This is a genomic window from Corynebacterium sp. SCR221107 (assembly GCF_027886475.1).
In the GTDB taxonomy this organism is placed as follows: domain Bacteria; phylum Actinomycetota; class Actinomycetes; order Mycobacteriales; family Mycobacteriaceae; genus Corynebacterium.
Genome location: NZ_CP115670.1, coordinates 2,547,355 through 2,567,665, shown reverse-complemented (window position 1 = coordinate 2,567,665; position 20,311 = coordinate 2,547,355). Strand labels below are relative to the sequence as shown.

General features: G+C 63.4%; 26 protein-coding genes and 1 pseudogene. 19 read left to right on the top strand and 8 right to left on the bottom strand.

Features of this window, described 5'->3' with window-relative positions; translation table 11 throughout:
- Positions 1–5: 5 nt before the first annotated feature.
- A complete protein-coding gene (locus tag PAB09_RS11230; protein ID WP_442873670.1) occupies positions 6–305 on the bottom strand; it encodes a rhodanese-like domain-containing protein in 300 nt (99 codons plus the stop codon).
- Between the two features lie 118 nt (positions 306–423).
- Between PAB09_RS11230 and PAB09_RS11225 the strand changes: the two genes are divergently transcribed.
- On the top strand, positions 424–591 hold the full coding sequence (locus PAB09_RS11225) for a twin-arginine translocation signal domain-containing protein (RefSeq protein WP_271033732.1): 168 nt from the start codon (positions 424–426) through the stop codon (positions 589–591).
- Here the strand turns inward: PAB09_RS11225 and PAB09_RS11220 are convergent.
- Positions 574–867: a hypothetical protein gene (locus PAB09_RS11220; RefSeq protein WP_271033731.1), complete on the bottom strand. Its 294-nt coding sequence runs from the start codon at positions 865–867 to the stop codon at positions 574–576. The two genes, PAB09_RS11225 and PAB09_RS11220, sit on opposite strands and share 18 nt — an antisense overlap.
- 24 nt (positions 868–891) lie before the next feature.
- On the opposite strand from PAB09_RS11220, the gene PAB09_RS11215 reads away from it, so the two are divergent.
- From PAB09_RS11215 to PAB09_RS11200, 4 genes are all read left to right on the top strand, one after another.
- Entirely contained in the window at positions 892–1,389 is a 498-nt protein-coding gene (locus PAB09_RS11215; protein WP_271033730.1) for a hypothetical protein, read from the top strand.
- A gap of 27 nt (positions 1,390–1,416) precedes the next feature.
- Entirely contained in the window at positions 1,417–1,680 is a 264-nt protein-coding gene (locus tag PAB09_RS11210) for a hypothetical protein (RefSeq protein ID WP_271033729.1), read from the top strand.
- Between the two features lie 117 nt (positions 1,681–1,797).
- Complete coding sequence (locus PAB09_RS11205) at positions 1,798–1,992, top strand: hypothetical protein (protein ID WP_271033728.1); 195 nt, start codon at positions 1,798–1,800, stop codon at positions 1,990–1,992.
- Between the two features lie 199 nt (positions 1,993–2,191).
- Positions 2,192–2,551 carry a hypothetical protein gene (locus PAB09_RS11200; RefSeq protein WP_271033727.1) on the top strand — a complete coding sequence of 120 codons (360 nt, stop codon included), beginning with the start codon at positions 2,192–2,194 and terminating at the stop codon, positions 2,549–2,551.
- Here PAB09_RS11200 and PAB09_RS11195 read toward each other — a convergent pair.
- Both PAB09_RS11195 and PAB09_RS11190 read right to left on the bottom strand, forming a co-directional pair.
- Positions 2,511–3,275, bottom strand: a complete 765-nt coding sequence (locus PAB09_RS11195) for a hypothetical protein (RefSeq protein ID WP_271033726.1) — start codon at positions 3,273–3,275, stop codon at positions 2,511–2,513. The genes PAB09_RS11200 and PAB09_RS11195 overlap by 41 nt on opposite strands.
- A gap of 479 nt (positions 3,276–3,754) precedes the next feature.
- Complete coding sequence (locus tag PAB09_RS11190) at positions 3,755–4,231, bottom strand: inorganic diphosphatase (protein ID WP_271033725.1); 477 nt, start codon at positions 4,229–4,231, stop codon at positions 3,755–3,757.
- An 86-nt stretch (positions 4,232–4,317) separates the two neighbouring features.
- On the opposite strand from PAB09_RS11190, the gene dacB reads away from it, so the two are divergent.
- From dacB to PAB09_RS11140, 10 genes are all read left to right on the top strand, one after another.
- Entirely contained in the window at positions 4,318–5,565 is a 1,248-nt protein-coding gene (gene dacB / locus PAB09_RS11185; protein WP_271033724.1) for a D-alanyl-D-alanine carboxypeptidase/D-alanyl-D-alanine endopeptidase, read from the top strand.
- Positions 5,566–6,510 (top strand): tRNA lysidine(34) synthetase TilS, encoded by a 945-nt coding sequence (gene tilS / locus PAB09_RS11180; protein ID WP_271033723.1) that lies wholly within the window; start codon positions 5,566–5,568, stop codon positions 6,508–6,510.
- Positions 6,510–7,097 carry a hypoxanthine phosphoribosyltransferase gene (gene hpt / locus PAB09_RS11175; RefSeq protein WP_271033722.1) on the top strand — a complete coding sequence of 196 codons (588 nt, stop codon included), beginning with the start codon at positions 6,510–6,512 and terminating at the stop codon, positions 7,095–7,097. The genes tilS and hpt overlap by 1 nt, the downstream gene beginning before the upstream one ends.
- Before the next feature lie 24 nt (positions 7,098–7,121).
- The gene (locus tag PAB09_RS11170) at positions 7,122–7,577 is read left to right on the top strand and encodes a DIP1984 family protein (RefSeq protein ID WP_271033721.1); all 456 of its coding nucleotides are present in this window, start codon (positions 7,122–7,124) and stop codon (positions 7,575–7,577) included.
- Between the two features lie 406 nt (positions 7,578–7,983).
- On the top strand, positions 7,984–10,533 hold the full coding sequence (gene ftsH / locus PAB09_RS11165; protein ID WP_271033720.1) for an ATP-dependent zinc metalloprotease FtsH: 2,550 nt from the start codon (positions 7,984–7,986) through the stop codon (positions 10,531–10,533).
- Positions 10,534–11,109 (top strand): GTP cyclohydrolase I FolE, encoded by a 576-nt coding sequence (gene folE / locus PAB09_RS11160; protein ID WP_271033719.1) that lies wholly within the window; start codon positions 10,534–10,536, stop codon positions 11,107–11,109.
- Between the two features lie 32 nt (positions 11,110–11,141).
- Positions 11,142–12,005: a dihydropteroate synthase gene (gene folP, locus PAB09_RS11155; protein WP_271033718.1), complete on the top strand. Its 864-nt coding sequence runs from the start codon at positions 11,142–11,144 to the stop codon at positions 12,003–12,005.
- A gap of 8 nt (positions 12,006–12,013) precedes the next feature.
- On the top strand, positions 12,014–12,385 hold the full coding sequence (gene folB, locus PAB09_RS11150; protein ID WP_271035381.1) for a dihydroneopterin aldolase: 372 nt from the start codon (positions 12,014–12,016) through the stop codon (positions 12,383–12,385).
- Positions 12,386–12,387: 2 nt separating this feature from the next.
- Complete coding sequence (folK, locus tag PAB09_RS11145) at positions 12,388–12,879, top strand: 2-amino-4-hydroxy-6-hydroxymethyldihydropteridine diphosphokinase (RefSeq protein ID WP_271033717.1); 492 nt, start codon at positions 12,388–12,390, stop codon at positions 12,877–12,879.
- A gap of 5 nt (positions 12,880–12,884) precedes the next feature.
- Positions 12,885–13,349: a DUF3180 domain-containing protein gene (locus PAB09_RS11140; protein WP_271033716.1), complete on the top strand. Its 465-nt coding sequence runs from the start codon at positions 12,885–12,887 to the stop codon at positions 13,347–13,349.
- A 7-nt stretch (positions 13,350–13,356) separates the two neighbouring features.
- On the opposite strand, the gene PAB09_RS11135 is transcribed toward PAB09_RS11140, so the two are convergent.
- Positions 13,357–14,814 (bottom strand): HNH endonuclease signature motif containing protein, encoded by a 1,458-nt coding sequence (locus PAB09_RS11135; protein ID WP_271033715.1) that lies wholly within the window; start codon positions 14,812–14,814, stop codon positions 13,357–13,359.
- Between the two features lie 216 nt (positions 14,815–15,030).
- Here PAB09_RS11135 and PAB09_RS11130 point away from each other — a divergent pair, with 216 nt between their 5' ends.
- The 3 genes from PAB09_RS11130 to PAB09_RS11120 are packed head-to-tail and all read left to right on the top strand — an operon-like array spanning position 15,031 to position 17,618.
- A complete protein-coding gene (locus PAB09_RS11130; protein WP_271033714.1) occupies positions 15,031–16,035 on the top strand; it encodes a DUF6779 domain-containing protein in 1,005 nt (334 codons plus the stop codon).
- Between the two features lie 4 nt (positions 16,036–16,039).
- Positions 16,040–16,750, top strand: a complete 711-nt coding sequence (locus tag PAB09_RS11125; RefSeq protein WP_271033713.1) for a 6PGD fold domain-containing protein — start codon at positions 16,040–16,042, stop codon at positions 16,748–16,750.
- Positions 16,751–16,793: 43 nt separating this feature from the next.
- Positions 16,794–17,618 carry a pantoate--beta-alanine ligase gene (locus tag PAB09_RS11120; RefSeq protein ID WP_271033712.1) on the top strand — a complete coding sequence of 275 codons (825 nt, stop codon included), beginning with the start codon at positions 16,794–16,796 and terminating at the stop codon, positions 17,616–17,618.
- Between the two features lie 3 nt (positions 17,619–17,621).
- Here PAB09_RS11120 and PAB09_RS11115 read toward each other — a convergent pair.
- The 3 genes and pseudogenes from PAB09_RS11115 to PAB09_RS11105 form a co-directional block, all read right to left on the bottom strand.
- Positions 17,622–18,427 (bottom strand): annotated as a pseudogene (locus PAB09_RS11115) (ABC transporter ATP-binding protein).
- A gap of 23 nt (positions 18,428–18,450) precedes the next feature.
- The gene (locus PAB09_RS11110) at positions 18,451–19,365 is read right to left on the bottom strand and encodes a FecCD family ABC transporter permease (protein ID WP_271033711.1); all 915 of its coding nucleotides are present in this window, start codon (positions 19,363–19,365) and stop codon (positions 18,451–18,453) included.
- The gene (locus PAB09_RS11105) at positions 19,362–19,823 is read right to left on the bottom strand and encodes a FecCD family ABC transporter permease (protein WP_271033710.1); all 462 of its coding nucleotides are present in this window, start codon (positions 19,821–19,823) and stop codon (positions 19,362–19,364) included. The genes PAB09_RS11110 and PAB09_RS11105 overlap by 4 nt, the downstream gene beginning before the upstream one ends.
- Between PAB09_RS11105 and PAB09_RS11100 the strand changes: the two genes are divergently transcribed.
- The gene (locus PAB09_RS11100) at positions 19,806–20,297 is read left to right on the top strand and encodes an alpha/beta hydrolase (protein ID WP_271033709.1); all 492 of its coding nucleotides are present in this window, start codon (positions 19,806–19,808) and stop codon (positions 20,295–20,297) included. The two genes, PAB09_RS11105 and PAB09_RS11100, sit on opposite strands and share 18 nt — an antisense overlap.
- The last annotated feature ends 14 nt before the right edge of the window (positions 20,298–20,311 follow it).

The window sequence follows — 20,311 nt, the reverse complement described above, 5'->3', positions numbered from 1 at the left end:
GGGTCTTAGCTTTCGGCGCTTTCGGTGGGAAGACCTGCTGCAACCCAGGCCTGCGTGCCCCCTGCGACGTTGATTGCGTCCACCTCGCGGGCGGCGAGGTATTGGCAGGCCTGCGCGCTGCGGCCGCCGGAGAGGCAAATGACGTAGACCTCGCCCGCGTCGTCGATCTCGCCGACGCGGGCGACGAACTCCGACAGGGGGATGTTGACCGCGCCCGCGGCATGGACCTCGGCGAACTCATCGACTTCGCGGACATCAATAAGTTGTGCGTTTTCCGGCACCTCAGAGACAAGTACTTCCTTCATGGACTTCATAGTAGCTTCGAAACAACCTACCGATTGGCTGTCAATCCGATTTGTACAGGCTGAAACGCAAAAAGGGCGTGTGTTACTGGCAATACAACACAATCGGAAAGGATCAGACATGAACGCACGTCTTACCCGTCGCAGCTTCCTGCTCGGCTCCGCCGTCGTGGTGGGCGCCGGCACACTGGCCGCCTGTAGCTCATCGAACAGAGGCTCGTCGGCAAGCACAAGCTCAAGCGCAACCGGCGCCAACTACGACGAATTGAAGTTAGACCAGGCGGCCTAGCGCCACGATGCCGACAACGATGCCTACTACCTGATCGGCCAAAGCTACTGCCTGCACCCGCAAGCCCCCGACTATGAGACGCTTGCGATCGTCGTCCCCGGCTCCCTGGTCACCGCCACCGACAACGGCGACGGCACGTTCTCCCTTAGCCCAAAGGGCAAGGCCGCGGTGGTGCTGCCGGTCAACACCCCCGGCTACGCCTCGCAAAAGCCGATGAGCGAATACAGCTGAGACACCGTCTCCTCCTACATCGAGGCGGGCCTGGTCTATGCCCACGCCGGGGTACGCGGCAAAGACTCCATGACCGACAGCTACCTGGGCAACGCCCCCTGGGGAGTCACCGACCTCAAGGCGGCGGTGCGCTTCCTGCGCTTTAACGCCGACGCCCTGCCCATCGACGAGGGACGCTTCTACTGCTTCGGCCACTCCGGCGGCGGCGCGCAGACCGCCATCATGGGCGCCTCCGGCGACTCCGAGCTCTACAACGCCTACCTATCGGCCATCGGCGCGGTCATGGACACCTCCGACGCCGCCAACCTCGCCTACGAATGGCAGATGGGCCAGTTCGCCTCCACCGGTACCCGAGCCGAGGGCACCTGGACGCGCGCCTATAGCCTCGACCTCGCCAACGCTTACGGCGACTACCTCAACGGGCTGGGGCTTTCCGACGGTTCCACTCGCCTGACCCTGAAACAATCCGGCGGGGGCGCCTATCTGGCTGGCACCTACTACGACAAGATCCTCTCCGTCATCGAGGACTCGCTCAACGACTTCCTCAAGGTCACGACCTTCCCCTAGACGCCGTCGAACGTCCAGATGGCCGGCATGGGCACCGGCCTCGGCATGACGGGTGCTACCGGAGCGGCAGGCGGGATGTCAGAAGGTGAGATGCCTACCGGCGAGCCGCCGGCCGGGATGAGTGGCGGCATGGGTGGCGGCATGGGCATGGGTGCGCAACAGGACACCACCACCTATCAAACGGTGGAGGAATACGTCGCCAAGCTCAACGAGAACGAAACCTGGGCCATCTACGACGCCGCCACCAACACCGCCCGCGTGGACAACCTCCGCGGCTTCATCGACAGCTAGAAGAGCGCCACCAAGGACGTCGGCGCCCTCGACGGCACTAGCCGCAACCAGACCGAGAACACAGTCCTCGGCATCGGCGCCGATTCGCTGCTGCACTTTTCCGAACCCTCCCGCGACGTGTTGGAAAAGGCCGACTACACCTCCTACTCTGACTTCACCGAGGACCTGGGTGCCTCGGCATATACTTCCGACTTCGAGACCACCGACGCCCAAGGCGTGGACGTGCTCACCCGCCAGGACATGTACAACCCCATGTACTTCCTCAACTCGACCTTCCCTGACTATGACACCTCCACGGTCGCGCCCGCCTGACGCATCCGCACCGGCATTAAGCAGGGCGACACCGCCACCACCGTCGAGCTCAATCTCGCGCTCGCGCTGCAACAAAAGGGCATCGACGTGGACTTTGCCACCATCTGGGGCCAGGGTCACACCATGGCTGGGCTGGAAGGCGACGGCACCACCAACTTCATCGCCTGGGTCAACGGATAGGTCGGATACTGTAGAGGGCATGAAAACCACCGCCGCCCTGACCGGACAGATCGCCTGGCGACTCTGGCTCGTCGTCGCCGTCACCGGTGCCATCGCGGCGGGTTTTTATGCCGCCGGCCTGGCGATGGCGGTCGCCGCGCCACTGATAACCATCGCGGGCCTGGCCGCGCCGCTGGCGCTATTGTGCACAATCTGCTGGGCGTTGCGCATCCGCGCCGGACTGCTGCCGAAGCTGCTGCGCTACATCGGCGGCGGCGCCATCATCGTAGCCGTTATCGGCCTCATCATTGCCCGCGGCGAGCCCGCCCTCATCGTCACCGCGGCTCTCGGCGTATGGTTTATGCTGGTCGGGCTGGTTTTCGGGATGTTTGCCCGTTAAGCTCGCGGGTGATGAGGGCGAGGAAACTCCCGTTGTCGATGTCCTCTCTATGGATACGCAGGACTTGGTAGCCTTCGTGGCGCAGCCTCATCTCACGCTCCCTTTCCTGTCTGATGCTCTCCTCGGCATTGCTTTCATACTTGGTTCGGTCGTCAACCTCCACGATGAGCCACCCATTAAGGAGGAAGTCGGGGCGGATGAGTTGTGCTCCGGCAATCAGCTCGCGTTGGAATTCGAGATGCTCAAGCCCGCTTATCTTTGCATTCAGCAGCCTAAATCTCGCCTTCGACTCTAGGGGGCTTTCACTCTTGGATGTCGATAGAGAAAGGACACGCTCGAAGCGTTTCCGGTTTCTTTGACTGCGATTCTCAAGGATCCAATTCGCAATGTTGTCTGGTGTTGCTGTGGGAGAGGCGGCTCGGAATGAATCCAGCGCCACGACCGCGGTTTCGGGGCTATGGAAACGGATAAGGTCATAGAGCGTGCGGGATAGGCCAGTGACTCGGGCGCCATCAACGACCAGAAGCTCGTCTGGATGCAGCATCGCGCTGCGGTACTCAAGGTGTGCCTTTCGCTGTTTATTGCCCGGCGGCTTCGTTCCTCCCAGCATATTGACCTCGACCTTTTCGTCATGAGAAGAAGGTGTCCACAAGTTCCACAACCGGGCAGCGCTGAGCCCGCAGACTGCGCTGCGATCGAGTGATAAAGCGGTTGCTGCTGCCACCGCGCGGGCTTTTTCCCATGGCGGGAGGCTGGCATACCTTTCGGTTTCTATTGCCATTTCGGGCGTGATCTTCTGCCAGTGGCCGTGAGCGAGCCCTTGCCAGAGGGGGTCGTAAGAAGGAATCTTACGAAGCTCCTTGAGCCCATACTCTTGGACCCAATTCGTGCGTGAAGGGTAGATGCGTTTGGTGTTTGGGTCCTGAATCAGGTGTGGTGCGAGTTTCGGGATCCTCATGACTGTCCTATCCGCTTTTTTGGGTTCAGGATAGGGGAAAAGGGCCGGGGTCGTCGGTGCTTCAGGTTTGCGGTCGAATAGGCATGGTCGAAAAGACCCGAATTTTATACCCCCCGGGTATTTTTGGTACTCCGTTCTACTGTTTCCTTTCGACCGCAAATCTGAAGCAGGGCGTGGGCGAGCGCACAAACGTCAAAACCCCGCCTTCACAGTGCTGCACTGCGAAGGCGGGGTTTTATGAAGCATTAGGCCTTGTGGCGCTCGATGGCCTCGGCGAGGATCTTTTCGGCCTCGGCCTTGTCGCCCCAGCCGGAGCCGGTGACTTCCTTGTTCGGCTCCAAGTCCTTGTAGTGGACGAAGAAGTGCTCGATCTCGTCCTTGAGGAAGGAGGAGACGTCGTCGATGTCGTTGAGGTGGTTCCAGCGCACGTCGTCGATGACGCACAGCAGCTTGTCGTCGCCGCCGGCCTCGTCGGTCATCTTGAACACGCCGAGCGGGCGAGCCTTGACCACCACACCCGGGAAGACTGGCTCAGGGAGGATGACCAGCGCGTCGAGCGGGTCGCCGTCCTCGCCGAGGGTGTGGTCGATGAAGCCGTAGTCCAGAGGGTAAGCCATCGGGGTGAACAGGTAGCGGTCGAGGTAGACCTTGCCGGTCTCGTGGTCGACCTCGTACTTGTTGCGCGAACCCTTGGGGATCTCGATGGTGACTTCAATGCTCATGAGGGATTTACTCCTTGTGTCAAAACATTCGACGGAAGAACTGTCAATATCCTACCCGCTCACGCCCGCGCGTTAGGCTAGTGGGGATGAAACGTGCAAAGTGGTGGGTAGCGACGGGGGTTACGACCGTCGCCGTAGTAGCAACAGTAACCGGTGCCGTCGTGGCCACGCAGCGATTCGGCGTGGAGGTTGACCCGCCCTTGAGCGTCGCCGGGCCGCAACACACCATTGGCCTCGTTGACCAGCACGTACCCCAAGACAATGCCACCCTGCGCGAAAGCCTGCAGGCCGCGGCCGCCAACCCGGCGCTGGCTCAGTTCGGTGCCCAGGTCATCGATGCGGACACAGGCGAGGTGGTCTTCGAATCCAGCCCCACCGTGGCCCTGCGCCCGGCGAGCGCGACCAAGCTTTTGACCGCGGTCACGGCGCTGAAGGTACTTGGCGCCCAGGATCGGATCACCACCACCGTCGTCGCCGACGGGACCACCGTGACCATCAAGGCTGCCGGTGACGTGTGGCTGACCAGCGAGCGCCTCGATGACCTCGCTGCTCAGATCCGCGAGAACGTTCCCGAGGTCACCCAGGTGCTCGTGGATACCAGCGCCTGGACCGCCCCCGCCTTCGCCGACGGCTGGGATGCCGCCGATATCGAAGGCGGGTACATCGCCCCGATGGAACCGATCATGCTCTACGGTGCCCGGATCGGCGATACCACCGGCGATGTTCCGCGCAGCCACACTCCGGCGTTGGATGTTGCCCAAGCCCTCGCGCAGCGGCTGGGGACCCAGACCTTCGGATACACCAGTTCCTCTGACGGGCAGGAGGTGGCCAGCACGCAGTCGCCGACCCTGGAAGAACGGCTTCGGATGATGCTGGAGGATTCAGATAACGTCATGGCCGAGGCGATCGGTCGCGAGATCGACCCGGCGACACCGGCCGAGGTCACCATGCAGGTGTTGACGGACGCGGGATTCGACCTGACCAACACCTCTATCGAGGACACCTCGGGGTTGAGCACCCACAACGTGGTCACCCCGGCGCTGCTGGCGCAGTTGATGAGGGCATCGGTCACGGAGCTGGAGCTGCGCCCGCTGCTGGGCGCGCTGCCCGTTGCCGGCGCCACGGGCACGCTCGAGGATCGTTACGCAGACTTGTCCGGACGCGGCTGGGTGCGTGCGAAGACCGGCACGCTCACCGGCACCTCCGCGCTCGCGGGCATCGTGCCCAATAGCCAGGGGCATGTCTATGCGTTTGGCCTCATCTCCAACGGCTCGGATATCGAATCCGCGCGCGCGGCCCTGGACGCCTTCGCCTCGGCAATTCGCGAGTCCTAGATGTTCTGGCCCGCTCACTGCCCGCATTTTCTTGCTTGCCGACGCTTCGTGCGCGCGGTTGCAGACCCGAACCCGCTCATCGGGCTGTCCGGGGGCGCGGACTCGCTCGCGCTCGTGGCCGCGGCCAGAGCCGAGGGCAAGGACGTCCTCGCGGTGATTGTCGATCATGGCCTCCAAGAGGATTCCGCCGAGGTGGCCGCGCGTGCGGCCGAACAGGCAACAGCGCTCGGGGCGGGGGCAAAGGTGGTGCGGGTCACCGTCGCGCCGGGCAACCTCGAGGCCCAGGCGCGTGCCGCGCGCTATGAGGCGTTGCAGGCTCTCGCCACGCAGGATCGCCGCCCGCTGTGGGTGGCACACACTGCCGACGACCAGGCGGAGACCCTCGTCATGTCCGCGCTGCGCGGGCAAGCCTCGGCGATGGTTAAGAAGGGGGAGATCACACGCCCCTTCCTTGGCCTGCGGCGCGCCGATACCCGGGCGGCCTGCCACGAGCTAGGCCTTACATATTGGGATGACCCCATGAACGAGGACACGAGCTTTCTTCGAGTCGCGCTGCGCAGGGAGGTCTTCCCGCAGATTGCCGCCTACGCGGGCTTCGATCCGGTGCCGGGGCTTGCACGGGCGGGGCAGCTTGTGGCCGAGGACCGCGCCTTGCTCGATAGGCTGGCGGACCAGGCCTATCGCGAGGTATGTGAGGGCGAGAGTGTCGACGTCGGAAAGCTAAAAAAGCAAGACCCCGCCATACGGCGACGGGTAGTGCTAACGTTTTTGCGTGCGCACGGCACGGCGGTCAACGCCACGATTCTGCAATCGATTGAAGCCCTCATCAGCGACTGGCACGGACAAGGTGGCGTCGCGGTCGGCGGAAATTCCCGCGAAAGGTTGGAGATAGTGCGCAAAGATGGCAAACTTTGCGTTATCGCAAGGAGAAAGGCACAACACTAATGCACGCAACCAAAGACTTTGATGTCCCAGCTAACCGCTACGGCAGCGACGTCGAGTCCATCCTCATTTCTGAGGAACAGCTTCGTACCCGCATCCAAGAACTCGCGGACCTGGTCTCCGAGAAGTACAAGGATGCCGAGGAAGACCTCATCTTGGTGTGCGTGCTCAAAGGCGCAGTCTTTTTCATCACCGACTTCGCTCGTGCGCTCAGCATCCCCAGCCAGTCCGAATTCATGGCGGTAAGCTCCTATGGCAACTCCACCTCCTCCTCCGGCGTGGTACGCATCCTGAAGGATCTGGACCGCGACATCGCCGGGCGCGACGTGCTCATCGTCGAAGACATCATCGACTCCGGGCTTACCCTGTCCTGGCTCATCCGCAACCTCAAAGGCCGCGGCCCCCGCTCGCTCGAGGTCATCACCTTGCTGCGCAAGCCGGAGGCCGTCACCGCCAAGGTGGATCTGCTCGACATCGGCTTCGACATCCCCAACGAGTTCGTCATCGGCTACGGGCTCGACTACGCCGAGCGTTACCGCGACCTGCCGTATGTGGGAACGCTCAACCCCGAGGTCTACGCCGAGAAGTAGGCCCTAGCATCCCAAGGAGAAACAATGCTGCTGGCTGAAGCGCTCGCCGAGCGGGCCGAGGCGCAAAATAGGCTCAAGAAGCTCACCGAACGCCTCGCCGCGGTATCCCGCGTCCAGGAAGGCGACACCCCGGAGGAAAACCCCGAGGAGCTGCTCGCCGAGGCCGAGGCGTTGTTCGGGCACATCGAAAGCCTCATCCGCCGGATCAACGCCACCAATCTGGCTACGGCATTCGATGAGCAACGTACGCTGACCGACGCCATCGCCCAGCGCGACTCCGCGCTGCTCAAGCGGCGCTTCTACACGCAGCTTGCGGACTCCAGCTCCGCCCGCAGGGATCGCTACACCCGCAACGAGATTCGGTACGTGACCACGCTTCCGGTCGCGCAGTTGCGCGCCAAGGCCGATGAAGCCAGCAAACAATACCGGCTGCTCGACACGCGAATCCAGCGGCTCAACTGGCTCACCGAGCTGCAATAAGTACGAAAAAGGTAACGTCGGTAGCGCGCACCACGTGCGCCCCTGGTTGGCGGGCATCAAGCCCACGGACGCGGGCGAAGCGTTCATCATGCCCCATAAGGCCACCTTAGCGCGAGGTCATCACCATTGAGCACGCGCTGGCACTGGGAACACGGGTAAGCGGCCTCGGCCGCGCATTGCTCACATCTCACTACCGAGATGCCGAAACCGTGGGGAGCAACGGCAGCGCGCGAGGGTTGGGAACGGGGACTATAAATCTTTAGTATGATTCTTTACGCCCGCCGGGGAACGAAACGCCCCCAGCGGGCGTTAGGCTATTGTTTGACGACTGTTTGACGACCACTTCACACCAGTTCACGCCGGTTCAACCGTGAACGGCCGTGGGCGAAGGACGAATGAAGGCTGAATGAAGAACAAGAAGACACTCCAGATCGGAGCGATCGCGGCGATAGCGCTCATCGCTTTATATCTGTTGACGCTGTTTGGCAACGACGCGCGGGGCTACAAGGACGTAGACACCAGCGTCGCCATCACGCAGCTGGAACAGAACAACGTGGCGGAAGCTCAAATCGATGACCGCGAGCAGCGCCTGCGTCTTAAGCTCAAGGAGCCGATCAGCGACGATGGCCAAGACAACGTCACCGAGATCATGGCCAAGTACCCGGCCAGGTCCGCCGCGGACGTTTTCGCCAAGGTCCAGGCCTCCGAGACCGAGAAGTACACGACGAAGGTCACCCAGGATTCCTTCCTGATGTCGATGCTCGGCTACATCCTGCCGATGCTCATCGTCTTCGGCATCTTCATGTTCGTCTTCTCCCGCATGCAAGGCGGCGGCATGGGCATGTTCGGCTTCGGCGGCTCGCGGGCCAAGGAGCTGACCAAGGACATGCCTACCAACACCTTCGCCGACGTGGCAGGTGCCGACGAGGCCGTCGACGAGCTCCACGAGATCAAAGACTTCCTCCAGGATCCGACCCGCTACGAGGAACTCGGCGCGAAGATCCCGCGCGGCGTTTTGCTCTACGGCCCGCCCGGCACGGGTAAGACCCTGCTGGCGCGCGCCGTGGCCGGTGAGGCCGGTGTGCCGTTCTACTCCATCTCCGGCTCCGACTTCGTCGAGATGTTCGTCGGCGTGGGCGCCTCCCGCGTCCGAGACCTGTTCAAGCAGGCCCGCGAGCACAGCCCCTGCATCATCTTCGTCGACGAGATCGACGCCGTCGGCCGCCAGCGCGGCTCCGGCATGGGCGGCGGTCACGACGAGCGCGAGCAGACCCTCAACCAGCTCCTGGTGGAGATGGACGGCTTCGGCGACCGCGAGGGCGTCATCCTCATGGCCGCCACCAACCGCCCCGACATCCTCGACCCCGCGCTGCTGCGCCCGGGTCGCTTCGACCGCCAGATCCCGGTGGGCAACCCCGACCTCAAGGGCCGCGAGCAGATCCTCGAGGTCCACGCCAAGGGCAAACCATTGGCCAAGGACGCCGACCTCAAGGCGCTCGCGCGACGCACCGCCGGCATGTCCGGCGCCGACCTGGCCAACGTCCTCAACGAGGCTGCGCTGCTGACCGCCCGCATCGGCGGCAACGTGATCACCGCCGACGCCCTCGAAGAGGCCACCGACCGCGTCATCGGCGGTCCGCGCCGCTCGTCGAAGGTCATCTCCGAGAAGGAAAAGAAGGTCACCGCCTATCACGAGGGTGGACACACGCTTGCCGCATGGGCGCTAAAGAACATCGACCGCGTCTATAAGGTCACCATCCTGGCCCGCGGGCGCACGGGTGGCCACGCCATGACCGCTGGCGAGGACGATAAGGGAATGTACAACCGCGACGAGCTGTACGCGCGCCTCGTGTTCGCCATGGGTGGGCGCGCCGCCGAGGAACTCGTCTTCGGCGAGCCCACCACCGGCGCGTCTGCCGATATCGAGATGGCAACCAAGACGGCTAAGGCCATGCTCACCGAGTACGGCATGAGCCCAAGCCTCGGCCTGGTCAAGTACGGCGATGAGCAAGGCGACCCTTTCTCCGGCCGTGGCAGCCAGGGGACTCTCGAATACTCGCCGGCCACAGCGGCGAAGATCGACGAGCAGATGAAGTACCTCATGGACAAGGCCCACGAGGATGCCTACAACATCCTCGCCGAGCACCGCGACTATCTCGATAAGCTGGCCGAGAAGCTGCTGGAAAAGGAAACCCTGCGCCGCCCAGACCTGGAGGCGCTGTTCGAAGGCATTACTCCGCGCGAGGTCGGAGAGGTCTTCCCCGGTGAAGACTCCCGCTTCCCGCGCCAGGCCGGGCGCGAGCCGGTCAAGACCCCGACCGAGCTGGCCCTCGAGCGCGGCGAGGAACCACCGAAGCCGTTTAGCCTGCTTGAGGCCTCCAAGGCCGCCCGCGCCAAGCGCGAGGCAGAACTCGCCGCCCGGGGCGGCGCGCCCGCCCAACCTGATAATCAGGCTGCCCCAGGTCTCACCCCGCCGCAGCAGATGCCGCCGGCCCCGGATCCTTCCAACCGCTACGCGGGCACCCCGCCGCCGGCGGGATGGTCGGCGCCGGGCTGGCCGCCATCGAACAACACCCAGTCCGAAGGTTCCGAGGGCTCCTTCGTTCCGAAGCCGCACCCAGGTCTGAAAGCCTACGGCGCCGGCACACCCGCAGCGCCTGCTGAGCCCGCCCAGCCTGAGACCCCGGCCGCACCGCAGGAGGAAATTGGTTTCTGCCTGCCGGAAAATGAGCGCACCGAGCACACCTGGAACGATGAGCCAAAGGATGAGACTGACGGGGACAATCAGTCCCAGCCCACCGTGCAGATCCAGGCACAATCGCCGGAGGAACCGGCCGGGCGCCACCGCCAACCAAGCCAGTGGGAAAGCGATGACACCCAAGTCATTCGCAAGATCGCCGATGCCGCAGGCGACGACGGCACCGATGCGGAAGCTAACAAGAAAGATGAGGCGTAGATGGCCACCGGAACCTTTGACCGCGCACGTGCAGAAGCTGCCGTGCGGGAGCTGCTCATCGCAGTGGGGGAGGACCCCGACCGCGAGGGGCTGAAGGAAACCCCGGCCCGAGTGGCGCGCGCCTACGAGGAGTGCTTCGCGGGACTGCACACCGACCCGAAGGAAGTGCTGTCAAAGGTCTTCAACGAGGACCACCGCGAGCTGGTCCTCGTGCGAGACATCCCGATCTATTCCACCTGCGAGCACCACCTCGTGCCGTTTTTCGGCAAGGCCCACATCGGCTATATCCCAGGGGACTCCGGTAAGGTCACGGGGTTAAGCAAGCTCGCCCGGCTGGTCGACCTTTATGCCAAGCGCCCGCAGGTCCAGGAGCGCCTGACCTCTCAGGTGGCCGACGCGTTGGTGGATAAGCTGCAGGCACAGTCGGTCATCGTGGTCATCGAGTGCGAGCACCTGTGCATGGCCATGCGCGGTATTCGAAAGCCGGGGGCGGTCACCACCACCTCGGCCGTGCGCGGTGGCTTCCAGCGCAATGCCGCTTCCCGTGCGGAGGCGCTGGCCTTGATCCGTAGTTAGGGGGCACAAAACGGGCGGGTAACATGTCTTGCATGCGCGATCCCGTCCTTGGAATTGAGACCACCTTGCCCGGCCGAACCCTGGTCATGGGCATTGTCAATGTGACGGAGGATTCTTTCTCCGACGGCGGGCGATATCTCGATCCGGCGAAAGCCATCGAGCACGCCCGCCAACTTGTTGCCGAGGGGGCCGACATCATTGATGTCGGAGGCGAGTCCACCCGGCCGGGCGCCACCCGCGTCGATGCCGAGGTGGAGAAGAACCGGGTCGTTCCCGTCATCGCGGCGCTGCATGAGCTGGGCATTCCGACGTCGGTGGATACCATGCGCGCCAGCGTTGCCGCCGCGGCGGCGGAGGCGGGGGTTGCCCTTATCAATGATGTTTCCGGCGGTTTGGCCGATCCGGACATGTTCCGCGTGATGGCCGAGACCGACAAGGCCGTGTGCCTCATGCACTGGAAGACCGTTCGCTTCGGTGACGCGGCTGGCCACGCCGATCATGGCGGTGATGTGGTGGCGGATGTGCGCGACCGGCTGGCGCAGCTGGTCGATCAGGCGCTGGCGGCGGGGGTATCCCCGGGGCGCATTACCCTCGACCCGGGGTTAGGCTTTGCCAAGTCCGCGGAGGATAACTGGGCTTTGTTGAAAATGTTGCCGGAGTTCGTTAAGGGCGATTTTCCGGTCCTGGTGGGGGCATCGCGCAAGCGTTTCCTTGCGGCGATCCGCACCGAACGCGGCTTGCTTGCCGACGCTAACCCGGCCGTAGCCGCCGACCCCGCTACCGCCGCCGTGACCGCAATTTCTGCGGCCCAGGGCGCGTGGTGCGTGCGCGTGCACAACGTTGCTACCTCCCGCGATGCGGTCGACGTGGCTGCACGCTGGAATTGTGGAAAGTAGGGGGAATGATGGCTGATCGCATCGAACTCAAGGGGCTCAAAGCGCGTGGGCACCACGGTGTCTTCGACTTCGAAAAGCGTGAGGGGCAGGACTTCATCGTCGACATCACGTGTTGGCTGGACCTGGGCCCCGCCGCCAAAAGTGATGATTTGAACGAGACCATAAACTATGCGGAGCTTGCCACAATTGCCCACGAAGTGATTACGGGTCCCCCCTTTGATCTGATAGAAAAGGTTGCAGCCGAGATAGCCGACAAGGTGATGGCGGCCTATTCCCAGTTGTTCGCGGTTGAGGTCACCGTGCATAAGCCGAGTGCGCCGATACCGTTGACTTTCGAAGATGTTGCCGTGGTTGCGCGGCGTTCGCGAGGAAAGATTTAAGTATGCTCAGAGCGGTTTTGTCCATTGGTTCTAACATGAACGATCGATATGGTCTCATCATGACGGCCTTCGAGGAGTTCAGGGACGAGCTGGTGGCAAGCTCTCGGGTCTATTCCACCCCTCCGTGGGGTGTGTCCGACCAAGAGGAGTTCCTCAATGCGACCATCATCGTCGAGGTGGATACCACCCCGATGAAGCTGCTGCGTCGCTGCCAGGAGCTGGAGCAACGCGCCGAACGCAAGCGCACCGTACACTGGGGTCCGCGCACACTCGATGTTGATATCATCACCGCCTACGAGGACGGTGAGATGCTCAAGTCAGACCATCCGGAGCTCATCCTGCCGCACCCGTGGGCGCATGCGCGTGCCTTTGTGCTGATCCCGTGGCTGGAGGCAGACCCCGAGGCGATGCTCGGACATCGCCAAGTCGCAGACCTCATTGCCCGCCTTCCCAGAGAGGATGTCGACGGAGTGAGGCTTGCCGACGTAGAGTAGCAGGCATGAAGACCACATCCATCGCCTCCCTGATCGGCACCTGGGGCTTTTGCGCCGCAGCCAGCCTAATCGTGGTCTCAAGCTACTTTGGCCTCCTCAGTGCGGTCCCAGTATCTGTGGCCATCACTTTGTGGGTCATGGCCGTTTTGTGCCTCATCTTGGGGATCCGGATCAAGTCCCGCATCGAGGAAAACAAGATCGGCCTCGATCGCTCCCAACTCAACCCGCTGTCCGCCGCGATGTTTCTGGTCATCGGAAAAGCCTCGGCCTGGACCGGTGCCATCTTTGGCGGCGTCTACACGGGCATGGGTATATACGTGCTCATGCAATACAAGCAGCTTGCAGCAGCTGCCGACGAAGCCCCGGTGGTCATCGCCGCAGCCTTGGGTGGGATCGCCATGTCTGTAGGCGGTGCCTTCCTCGAGCGCAATTGTTCAGTCCCCCCACCGACCGACGGGGAACCCGCCTAAGTATTGCTTAAGCCACCCACTGCGGGCGCAGCGGATCCAGGTGCACGCCGTGCTTGAGGCGCAGGCCCGGAGTCAACCACAGGGCCGGATTGAAGTTGTGGCTGACCTGTCGCAGGGGATCGAGGTATTGCGGCCTGCGCACGGCCACGGTGTGGTCGCCTGCCTCCACCGTCCAATAGCAATCGCGGTCCTCGCGGTTATCGTCGACTAACCGATGAGTGTGGGGACTAAGGAACATGAGGTTGTTGGGCACGGTTTCCCCGCCGTTGGCGAAAGAGCGCACGTGGTGGATCTCGCAGGCGGCAGCGGGAAGATTCGAGCCCGGGGTTTGGTCACCGCCCTGGGATGCCAACAGTCCTAGGTACATGGCCAAGTCTGCGGTGCGTTTCGTGCGCGAAACATGGAGGAGGTTGCCGTTTTCGTGGTCGAGGATGGCTAGATACCAGTGCCTGGAAGCACCCAACTTGAGCAGGTCATCTATCGTGATTGCCGTCCCGACATCAGTTAACGCAACCCCGTTAAATTCGCACAGCTGCTGCAGGGTGACAGTGGCCACGACGCTGGCGCAGCCGGGTCTCGTGGGCCGCAGGTCTTTTTCTAGGGCAACCTCCAGCGCGCGTTCGAGGGCATCGATGCGGCGCTGGTCGGCGCTGCGTTCGTCGTTGGCTTTATCTTCGAGGAGGTCGCCTGGGCCTGCGTAGTCATGGAAAAGGCGATTGAGTAAGGCGATGGTGCTCGAGGGTAGCTTGCCGTGAAGGCTTGCCATGAGGTCGGCGGTCTGCTTGGAAATCCGTAGGTGAACCTTCTCCCGTTGTTCCTGCTCGCTGGCGCCGATGCCGTGCTGTTGCAACAGGGCGATGCCAGCGGTGCGCAGATTTTCCCCAGAGCCGGCGAGAGCGAGCTCGCAGAGCTTTTCCTCGATTTCTTTCGCGATCTCGCGCTTGTTTCCGGGTATGCGGTGAAGGGTCTCGCTGATGGCTTCCAGCGCTGCCTGGCCTATTCGCGCGTCGGCGAACAGGCGTTGGACGAGCCCATTGACTATTGTGCCGTCGCTGGTGTGGATGAGTGCGCGGGCCTCCACATTGGCGTAATAGTTGTATCGTCCGATGGGGATCATGAGCCGTGCGGCGAAACGCCGCCTGCTCTGTGCCCCTGACCTGCCCTCGCAGAGGCGGTTGGCTGCGCGGATGAAGCCTAACCGTATGCGGTCGGTGAGGCAATTGAGTTTGCCCACCAGCTCGGCCATGTCATCGAGAAGGCCGAGAGAGACGTCTTCGTGAAAGAAGGTGGGCACGATGTCGTCGGTGAAGGCGTGCAAACGCTGGGCCCAGTCTTGCAGCTTGCGCACTGCCTTTTCGGGCACGTTCTCGCTGAATTCGGCGCCCGCAAGCTCATCCATTAGCTGGCCAATCCTCGGTGGTGGCGGGCCTTCGCCCTGTTCTTGACTGAGGTCAAATTCGCTCATATGTGCGATATTAAAAGCGTCAAAACCCTTCGTCAACGGTTTATCTGGAATTGTTCACAATAATGTACGAAAAGAAAAATTCGGTGGACAGCGCCGACGTCACGGCCAATGCTGGGTTCAGTTCCTTCCCGCTGCACCTTAGGGAGGAGCACGAACTCAGCAAAAGCTTCGTGGCTCGATGCCCCATGCCCATGGTCGTGAGGTAGGTTTGTACCCATGAGTGCCGAAAATCAGCGAAACGATAGCTCAACTGAGCGGGGACAGAAGCTTCTTATTGTTCTCGTTATTCTCGCTCTGGTCGCAAGCATCGTCATGCTGTTTACCGGCAGCGTCGGCGCGCTGAAGCTTGCCCTGCTCGCTGCCCTGTGGGCGGCTATTCTTGGCATGTTTTTGGTCAGCCGTTACCGCGCGCAGGCCGTGGCCTCGCAAGCCCAACTGGCCTCGGAAATAGAGCTGGGGCAGGCTCGTCTGGAGGAGGCGAATCAGCGCTTCGAGGCGGATAAAGCAACAATGCAGGTCGAACTGGAACACAAGATTCGCTCCAGTGAGGAAGAAACCCTCAAGGCTATTCGCCGGCAGCTCGAGGAGTTGCGTGAGCAACTGGAGTATCTAACCGGCCAATCGCTGGTGGAGCCGGGTATGCTGCGCGCACAGGCACGACGGATCATGGAGATCGAGACCGCGGCTGAGCAGGTACAGCAACCGGTGTTCAAACCGCAGGCGCAGCCCCAGCCGGCTCCGAGCCCTTCTCCGGAAGAAACGGCCGTGATTTCCAAGGTGACCGTTGGCGCTGATGAGCCGGTGGGCGTCGGCAAGCAAGACAAGCCAGCCAAGCAAGACAGGGCAGAAAAAGCAGACAAGGCAGATAAGCCGATTACGGCCGAGTTTGCCGTGGTCACACAGGTGAAGCAGGATCCCGCAGCTCAGGAGGAGGCTACCCAGGCTGAGCACCGCGCGGGCGAGGGGAAGCTGTCGGTGTCGCAGCTTGCCGCTGCGGCGGCGAAGAACTCGCCGTATATTGGTGGCAAGCGACGCAAACCGGAAGAGGCCGAGAACACGTCGAGTGTGGCTGACACCACCGCTGCAGAGGTGGCGAAAGAGACTGTGGATGAGCCACCAGCCGAACAGGCCCCTGTCTCGAGGGGGCGCCGGCGTCGGGACGAGCACTCCAGCGCGGTGTCTGTCGCAGACCTGCTCAAGCGAAACCAAAAGGAAACATAAAGCTGTGAACCCTCCTCGCCTTGTCATCGCGGTCATTGGACACATCGAGTTCGATTCTCGCCTTGAGGAGGTCGGGCACACGATCCTGCAGGTCAGTGACCCATCCCAGGTCGCCGGCGCGGGCATCGTGCTGATCGGTACCAGCGCGGACGAGCTGCCCCAAGCGATCGACGCGATCGTTCCTTTCGTGCGCGATAAGCAGGTCATCGGGCACACCTGCCCGCGCTACGGTTTGGAGGCCTTCGATCCGCTGCACGAGGTTGCGCAGGTGAGCACCTTTGTTGCGCTCAACGCGGCGGATGATGCGTGGTCGATCACCGGTGATGATCCGGCGGCTGAGGTCGTCGGCAACGTTTTGCTCGGGGAGTGCGGCCTTCGGGTCATCCCGGTCGCGCCGGAGCACCTCAAAGAATTTGTCGCGGGCATGGCCTTTGCCGCATTTCGCAATCAGATCGAGATCATTGGCTTCGAGCTTCTCGAGTCCGCCGGGGTGCCACAGGAGCTGCAGCAGTTCATCATGGACACCGCAGCGGGCTCTTCGTCTTTGGTCGATGTGGCAACGCTGGAACACAGCGTGAATGCGATCGCGGATCCGGCGGATCGGGAGACCTTCTGTCACCTGGCCCGCCGCACCGCGCAGGCCTATCGCGCGCATGACGTGGAGTGGTGGGCACTCGAGCACGGGCAGGAACCGGCCCTTGACGAAGAAGACTAGAAGCAAGCTAGAAAAAGGACAAGAAAGAAAGAGGAACCAATCTGTGGCCTTTGAGTTTGGCAGCGCGCGCGTTTTCGAGAGCCCGGATCAGATCGCGATGTTCTCCCGGGCGTTTCGCAAGCAGGGCAAGCCGGTGGTGCTGGTTCCACTGTCCCGCGGGGTTCATGCAGGCCATCGCGCGTTGATCCGCGCGGCGCGGCGGATTCCGGGCGCGGTGGTCATCGTTTCGCTTTACGACGCAACCCCGGCCGATTATGAAGCGCTGCGCGAGGAGCGCGTCGACGCCGTCTTCCGCTACGAGCGTGAGAGCTTGTGGCCGAAGGGGCTGCGCACCACGGTCACCCTCGCCGATCATGGGATGGAGGATCCGGCAGCGCTGTCGGTGGCCGCCACCCAGATCCTCACCTTGTTACACATTGCGGGCCCGAGCGATCTCGTCCTCGGCGAGAAGGATTATGAGTTGCTGGTGGGAGTGCAGCGGATGGTCACTGACCTGCACGTCCCGGTCACCGTGCACTCGGTGCCCACCGTGCGGATGCCGGACGGGGTGGCGATTTCCCTGCGCAACGGGCAGGTCCAGCCCGCCGCGCGCGAGCAGGCGCTCGTGCTGTCCGCGGCGTTGACCGCCGGGGCGTATGCGGCGGAGTCCGGCCCGCAAGCTATCGTCGATACCTGCGTCGAGGTTCTTGAGGCTGCGGGCATGAAGCCGGAGTACGTCGAGCTGCGCAGCCTGGGCCTCGACGAGGCACCGGAGCACGGCGATGGCCGGCTCTTTGTCGCGGCCACAATCGGTGGGGTGCGCCTCATCGATAACGTGGGCGTTCCCATCGGCATCGGTTTCAAAAACCTCGAGGCCGAACGGGGCTAGGGCCTAGTGCTTACCGACGCCCATGCGCGGCACCACGATCGGGCGCCCCGTCTCGGGGTTGTCGATGAGCTGGCAGTCGAGCTGGTAGACGTCGGAAAGCAGGGATTCGGTGACCACATCGGTGACCGCACCGGCGGCGACGACGGCACCGTCGCGCATGACAACAAGGTTGGTGGCGTAGCGAAACGCCAGTGTCAGCTCGTGCAAGACCATCACGACGGTCACACCCGATTCCTGCAGGTCGCGTGCGAGATTGAGCACCTCGACTTGGTGGGTGATGTCGAGGTAGGTGGTCGGCTCGTCGCGCAAGACGATCGGGGTCTGCTGTGCCAAAACCAGCGCCAGCCACACCCTTTGCCGCTGCCCGCCGGAGAGCTCATCGAGGCGCTTGTCGGCTAGGTCGCTGATATGGGCGCGTTCCATAGCCTCGGCGACCGCCTGCTCATCGGAGGCTCGCCAGCGCCCCAGGATGTCCTGGTGCGGATAGCGGCAGCGGCCTACGAGGTCGCGGACGATAATCCCGCTGGGGCGGTGGGGGATTGGGGCAACAGCGCCATGTCGCGCGCGATCTCCTCGGGCTTGAGCTGGCGGATGTCGCGCCCGCGCAGGAACACCTCGCCGCGGGAACGCAGCACGCGGGCGAGCGCGCGCAACAGCGTGGACTTGCCGCAGGCATTAGGGCCGACGAGGATGCTGAGCTCACCGGTGGGCGGCGCGATATCGAGGTCGGTGATGATTTCGCGTTCGCCATAACCCACATGAAGGTTCCGCGCGCCGAGGGCGGTGGTGTGTTCTCGTTGTGTGTTCACTTCGTGCTTCCTTTCGTCAACGGTTAAAAGCGTCGGGCGCCGGATAGCAGCCACACCAGGTAGGCGCCGCCGAGGACTCCGGTGACCACGCCGACGGGCAGCTGGGGGGCGGCGAGTGCGACGAAGGAAATGGGGCCTGCGATCGCAACGGCGATGCAGGTGGCTATGACCCCTACGATGAGCAGGTCGGCACGCCGGCGCTCCACGTTGACGCCGAGGCCCGCGGCGAGGTCATCACCACTCATGAGCACCGCCAGCGGCCGGCCCAGCAATAGCGCTATCGGGGTCACAAGGATGAGCACGCCGCACGCCCAGGCGACATCGGTCCAGGTGGTTGCATTAAAGCTTCCGGCCAGCCATTGGCTTGCGGTCTGGGCGGCGTCGAGTGAGGCACCAACCAGCAGCAAGGTATTGAGCGCCTGCAGGATGGCTGCGGTGCCGATGCCCACCAACACCAGCCGGGTGGTGTTGGACTTCCCACCCTGGAGTGAAAGCCGGTAGATAAAGCAGGCGACGACAAGCCCGCCTGCGATCGCCCCCAGGGCTACCACCGCGGGGGAACCAGAGAAGACGATGATGGCGATGACCGCGCCGCTGGCGGCACCCGTGGAAAGCCCGATGATGTCCGGGCTGCCTAAGAGATTGCCGGAAAGGCGCTGGAAGATGGCCCCGGCGATTCCCAAAAGGGCACCCACGGCGATCGCGCACAGCGTCCGCGGCAGGCGTTGCTGCCCCACGAAGTAGGCCCCGAGCGGGTCGACGTCGCCCAGGCCGATGTCGCTGAGCGCGCGCAGCACGTCGCCAGGCCCCAGGGGGTATGCCCCGCGCATGAGCGCGACCCAGCCGATCGCGGTGATCGCCACCGCCATGCAGGTACCCACCAGCGCGGTGCGCTTGGCCACGCGCACGCCGCCGAAAGAGAAGTGGTCGTAGCTCATGCGGGGGTCTCCACGTTTCTCCGAACGACGATGGCGATGAAGAGGGGGCCACCGATCAGCGCCGCGACGATGCCGGTCTGGATCTCGGTGGGGGCGATGACCAGCCGGGCTGCGACGTCGGTAAGCAGCAAGAATATGGGTGCTATGAGCATGCAGGCGGGTAGCACCACCCTGAGATCGGTGCCTACCACCGAGCGGGCAAGATAGGGCACGGCCAGGCCCACGAACATGATCGGGCCCACCGCGGCGGTGGCCGCCCCGCACAGCAAGGTAATTGCCGCAAGGCATGCGGCGCGCACGACACCGGTGCGCACGCCGAGTGCGACGCCGTGATCGTCGCCAAGCGCAAGCGCATTGAGCGCGGGAGAGACCACCAGCGCCAGCAGCGCAAGCAGCTGCTCGACCCGCGCCGGGACCTCCTCGCCGAGATCATCACTCCTTTGCTTGCCTTCGCCCACCGCAGCGCCGGGCAACGCGGCTCCAGCATCCAGGAAGGTGAGCTCATCCTCGCCGGGCAAAGCCTCGGCGGGCTGGCGGGGTTAGCTGTGGCAAACGCACACCCGGGGCGCATCGGGAAGCTGATCATTTCCTCCCCGTCTCTGTGGTGGCACCCCGACCCCGCAGCCACCCCTGCCGACCTTGCCGGGCAGATCAGGCCGTGGATCGTGGGCAAACTCGGGCCATGGCCGCGCACCAGCGTGCACCTGTCGGTCGGCCTGCACGAAGGCCTGTTGGTGCCGCACGTGCTGGCCCTCAAACAAGCCCTGTGCGACCACGGGCTGCCCGAATCCGCGGTGCGCCTGCGCGTATATGACGGCGGGCACGACGTGGCCTGGTGGCGCGAAGAGCTCATCGACGCCCTCGGGCAGGTGCTCTCCACCATGCCCCCAGCGCACCTGCATCAAGAAAGGGATATCCGTGACCAGAAATAAGACCCCCGGCCGAA

Bases quoted from the DNA above. Each gene is read 5' to 3' on its own strand.
- PAB09_RS11230 (WP_442873670.1), bottom strand. From the start codon at position 305: ATGAAGGAAGTACTTGTCTCTGAGGTGCCGGAAAACGCACAACTTATT.
- PAB09_RS11225 (WP_271033732.1), top strand. From the start codon at position 424: ATGAACGCACGTCTTACCCGTCGCAGCTTCCTGCTCGGCTCCGCCGTC.
- PAB09_RS11215 (WP_271033730.1), top strand. From the start codon at position 892: ATGACCGACAGCTACCTGGGCAACGCCCCCTGGGGAGTCACCGACCTC.
- PAB09_RS11210 (WP_271033729.1), top strand. From the start codon at position 1,417: ATGGGCACCGGCCTCGGCATGACGGGTGCTACCGGAGCGGCAGGCGGG.
- PAB09_RS11200 (WP_271033727.1), top strand. From the start codon at position 2,192: ATGAAAACCACCGCCGCCCTGACCGGACAGATCGCCTGGCGACTCTGG.
- PAB09_RS11190 (WP_271033725.1), bottom strand. From the start codon at position 4,231: ATGAGCATTGAAGTCACCATCGAGATCCCCAAGGGTTCGCGCAACAAG.
- dacB (WP_271033724.1), top strand. From the start codon at position 4,318: ATGAAACGTGCAAAGTGGTGGGTAGCGACGGGGGTTACGACCGTCGCC.
- tilS (WP_271033723.1), top strand. From the start codon at position 5,566: ATGTTCTGGCCCGCTCACTGCCCGCATTTTCTTGCTTGCCGACGCTTC.
- hpt (WP_271033722.1), top strand. From the start codon at position 6,510: ATGCACGCAACCAAAGACTTTGATGTCCCAGCTAACCGCTACGGCAGC.
- PAB09_RS11170 (WP_271033721.1), top strand. From the start codon at position 7,122: ATGCTGCTGGCTGAAGCGCTCGCCGAGCGGGCCGAGGCGCAAAATAGG.
- ftsH (WP_271033720.1), top strand. From the start codon at position 7,984: ATGAAGAACAAGAAGACACTCCAGATCGGAGCGATCGCGGCGATAGCG.
- folE (WP_271033719.1), top strand. From the start codon at position 10,534: ATGGCCACCGGAACCTTTGACCGCGCACGTGCAGAAGCTGCCGTGCGG.
- folP (WP_271033718.1), top strand. From the start codon at position 11,142: ATGCGCGATCCCGTCCTTGGAATTGAGACCACCTTGCCCGGCCGAACC.
- folB (WP_271035381.1), top strand. From the start codon at position 12,014: ATGGCTGATCGCATCGAACTCAAGGGGCTCAAAGCGCGTGGGCACCAC.
- folK (WP_271033717.1), top strand. From the start codon at position 12,388: ATGCTCAGAGCGGTTTTGTCCATTGGTTCTAACATGAACGATCGATAT.
- PAB09_RS11140 (WP_271033716.1), top strand. From the start codon at position 12,885: ATGAAGACCACATCCATCGCCTCCCTGATCGGCACCTGGGGCTTTTGC.
- PAB09_RS11135 (WP_271033715.1), bottom strand. From the start codon at position 14,814: ATGAGCGAATTTGACCTCAGTCAAGAACAGGGCGAAGGCCCGCCACCA.
- PAB09_RS11130 (WP_271033714.1), top strand. From the start codon at position 15,031: ATGAGTGCCGAAAATCAGCGAAACGATAGCTCAACTGAGCGGGGACAG.
- PAB09_RS11110 (WP_271033711.1), bottom strand. From the start codon at position 19,365: ATGAGCTACGACCACTTCTCTTTCGGCGGCGTGCGCGTGGCCAAGCGC.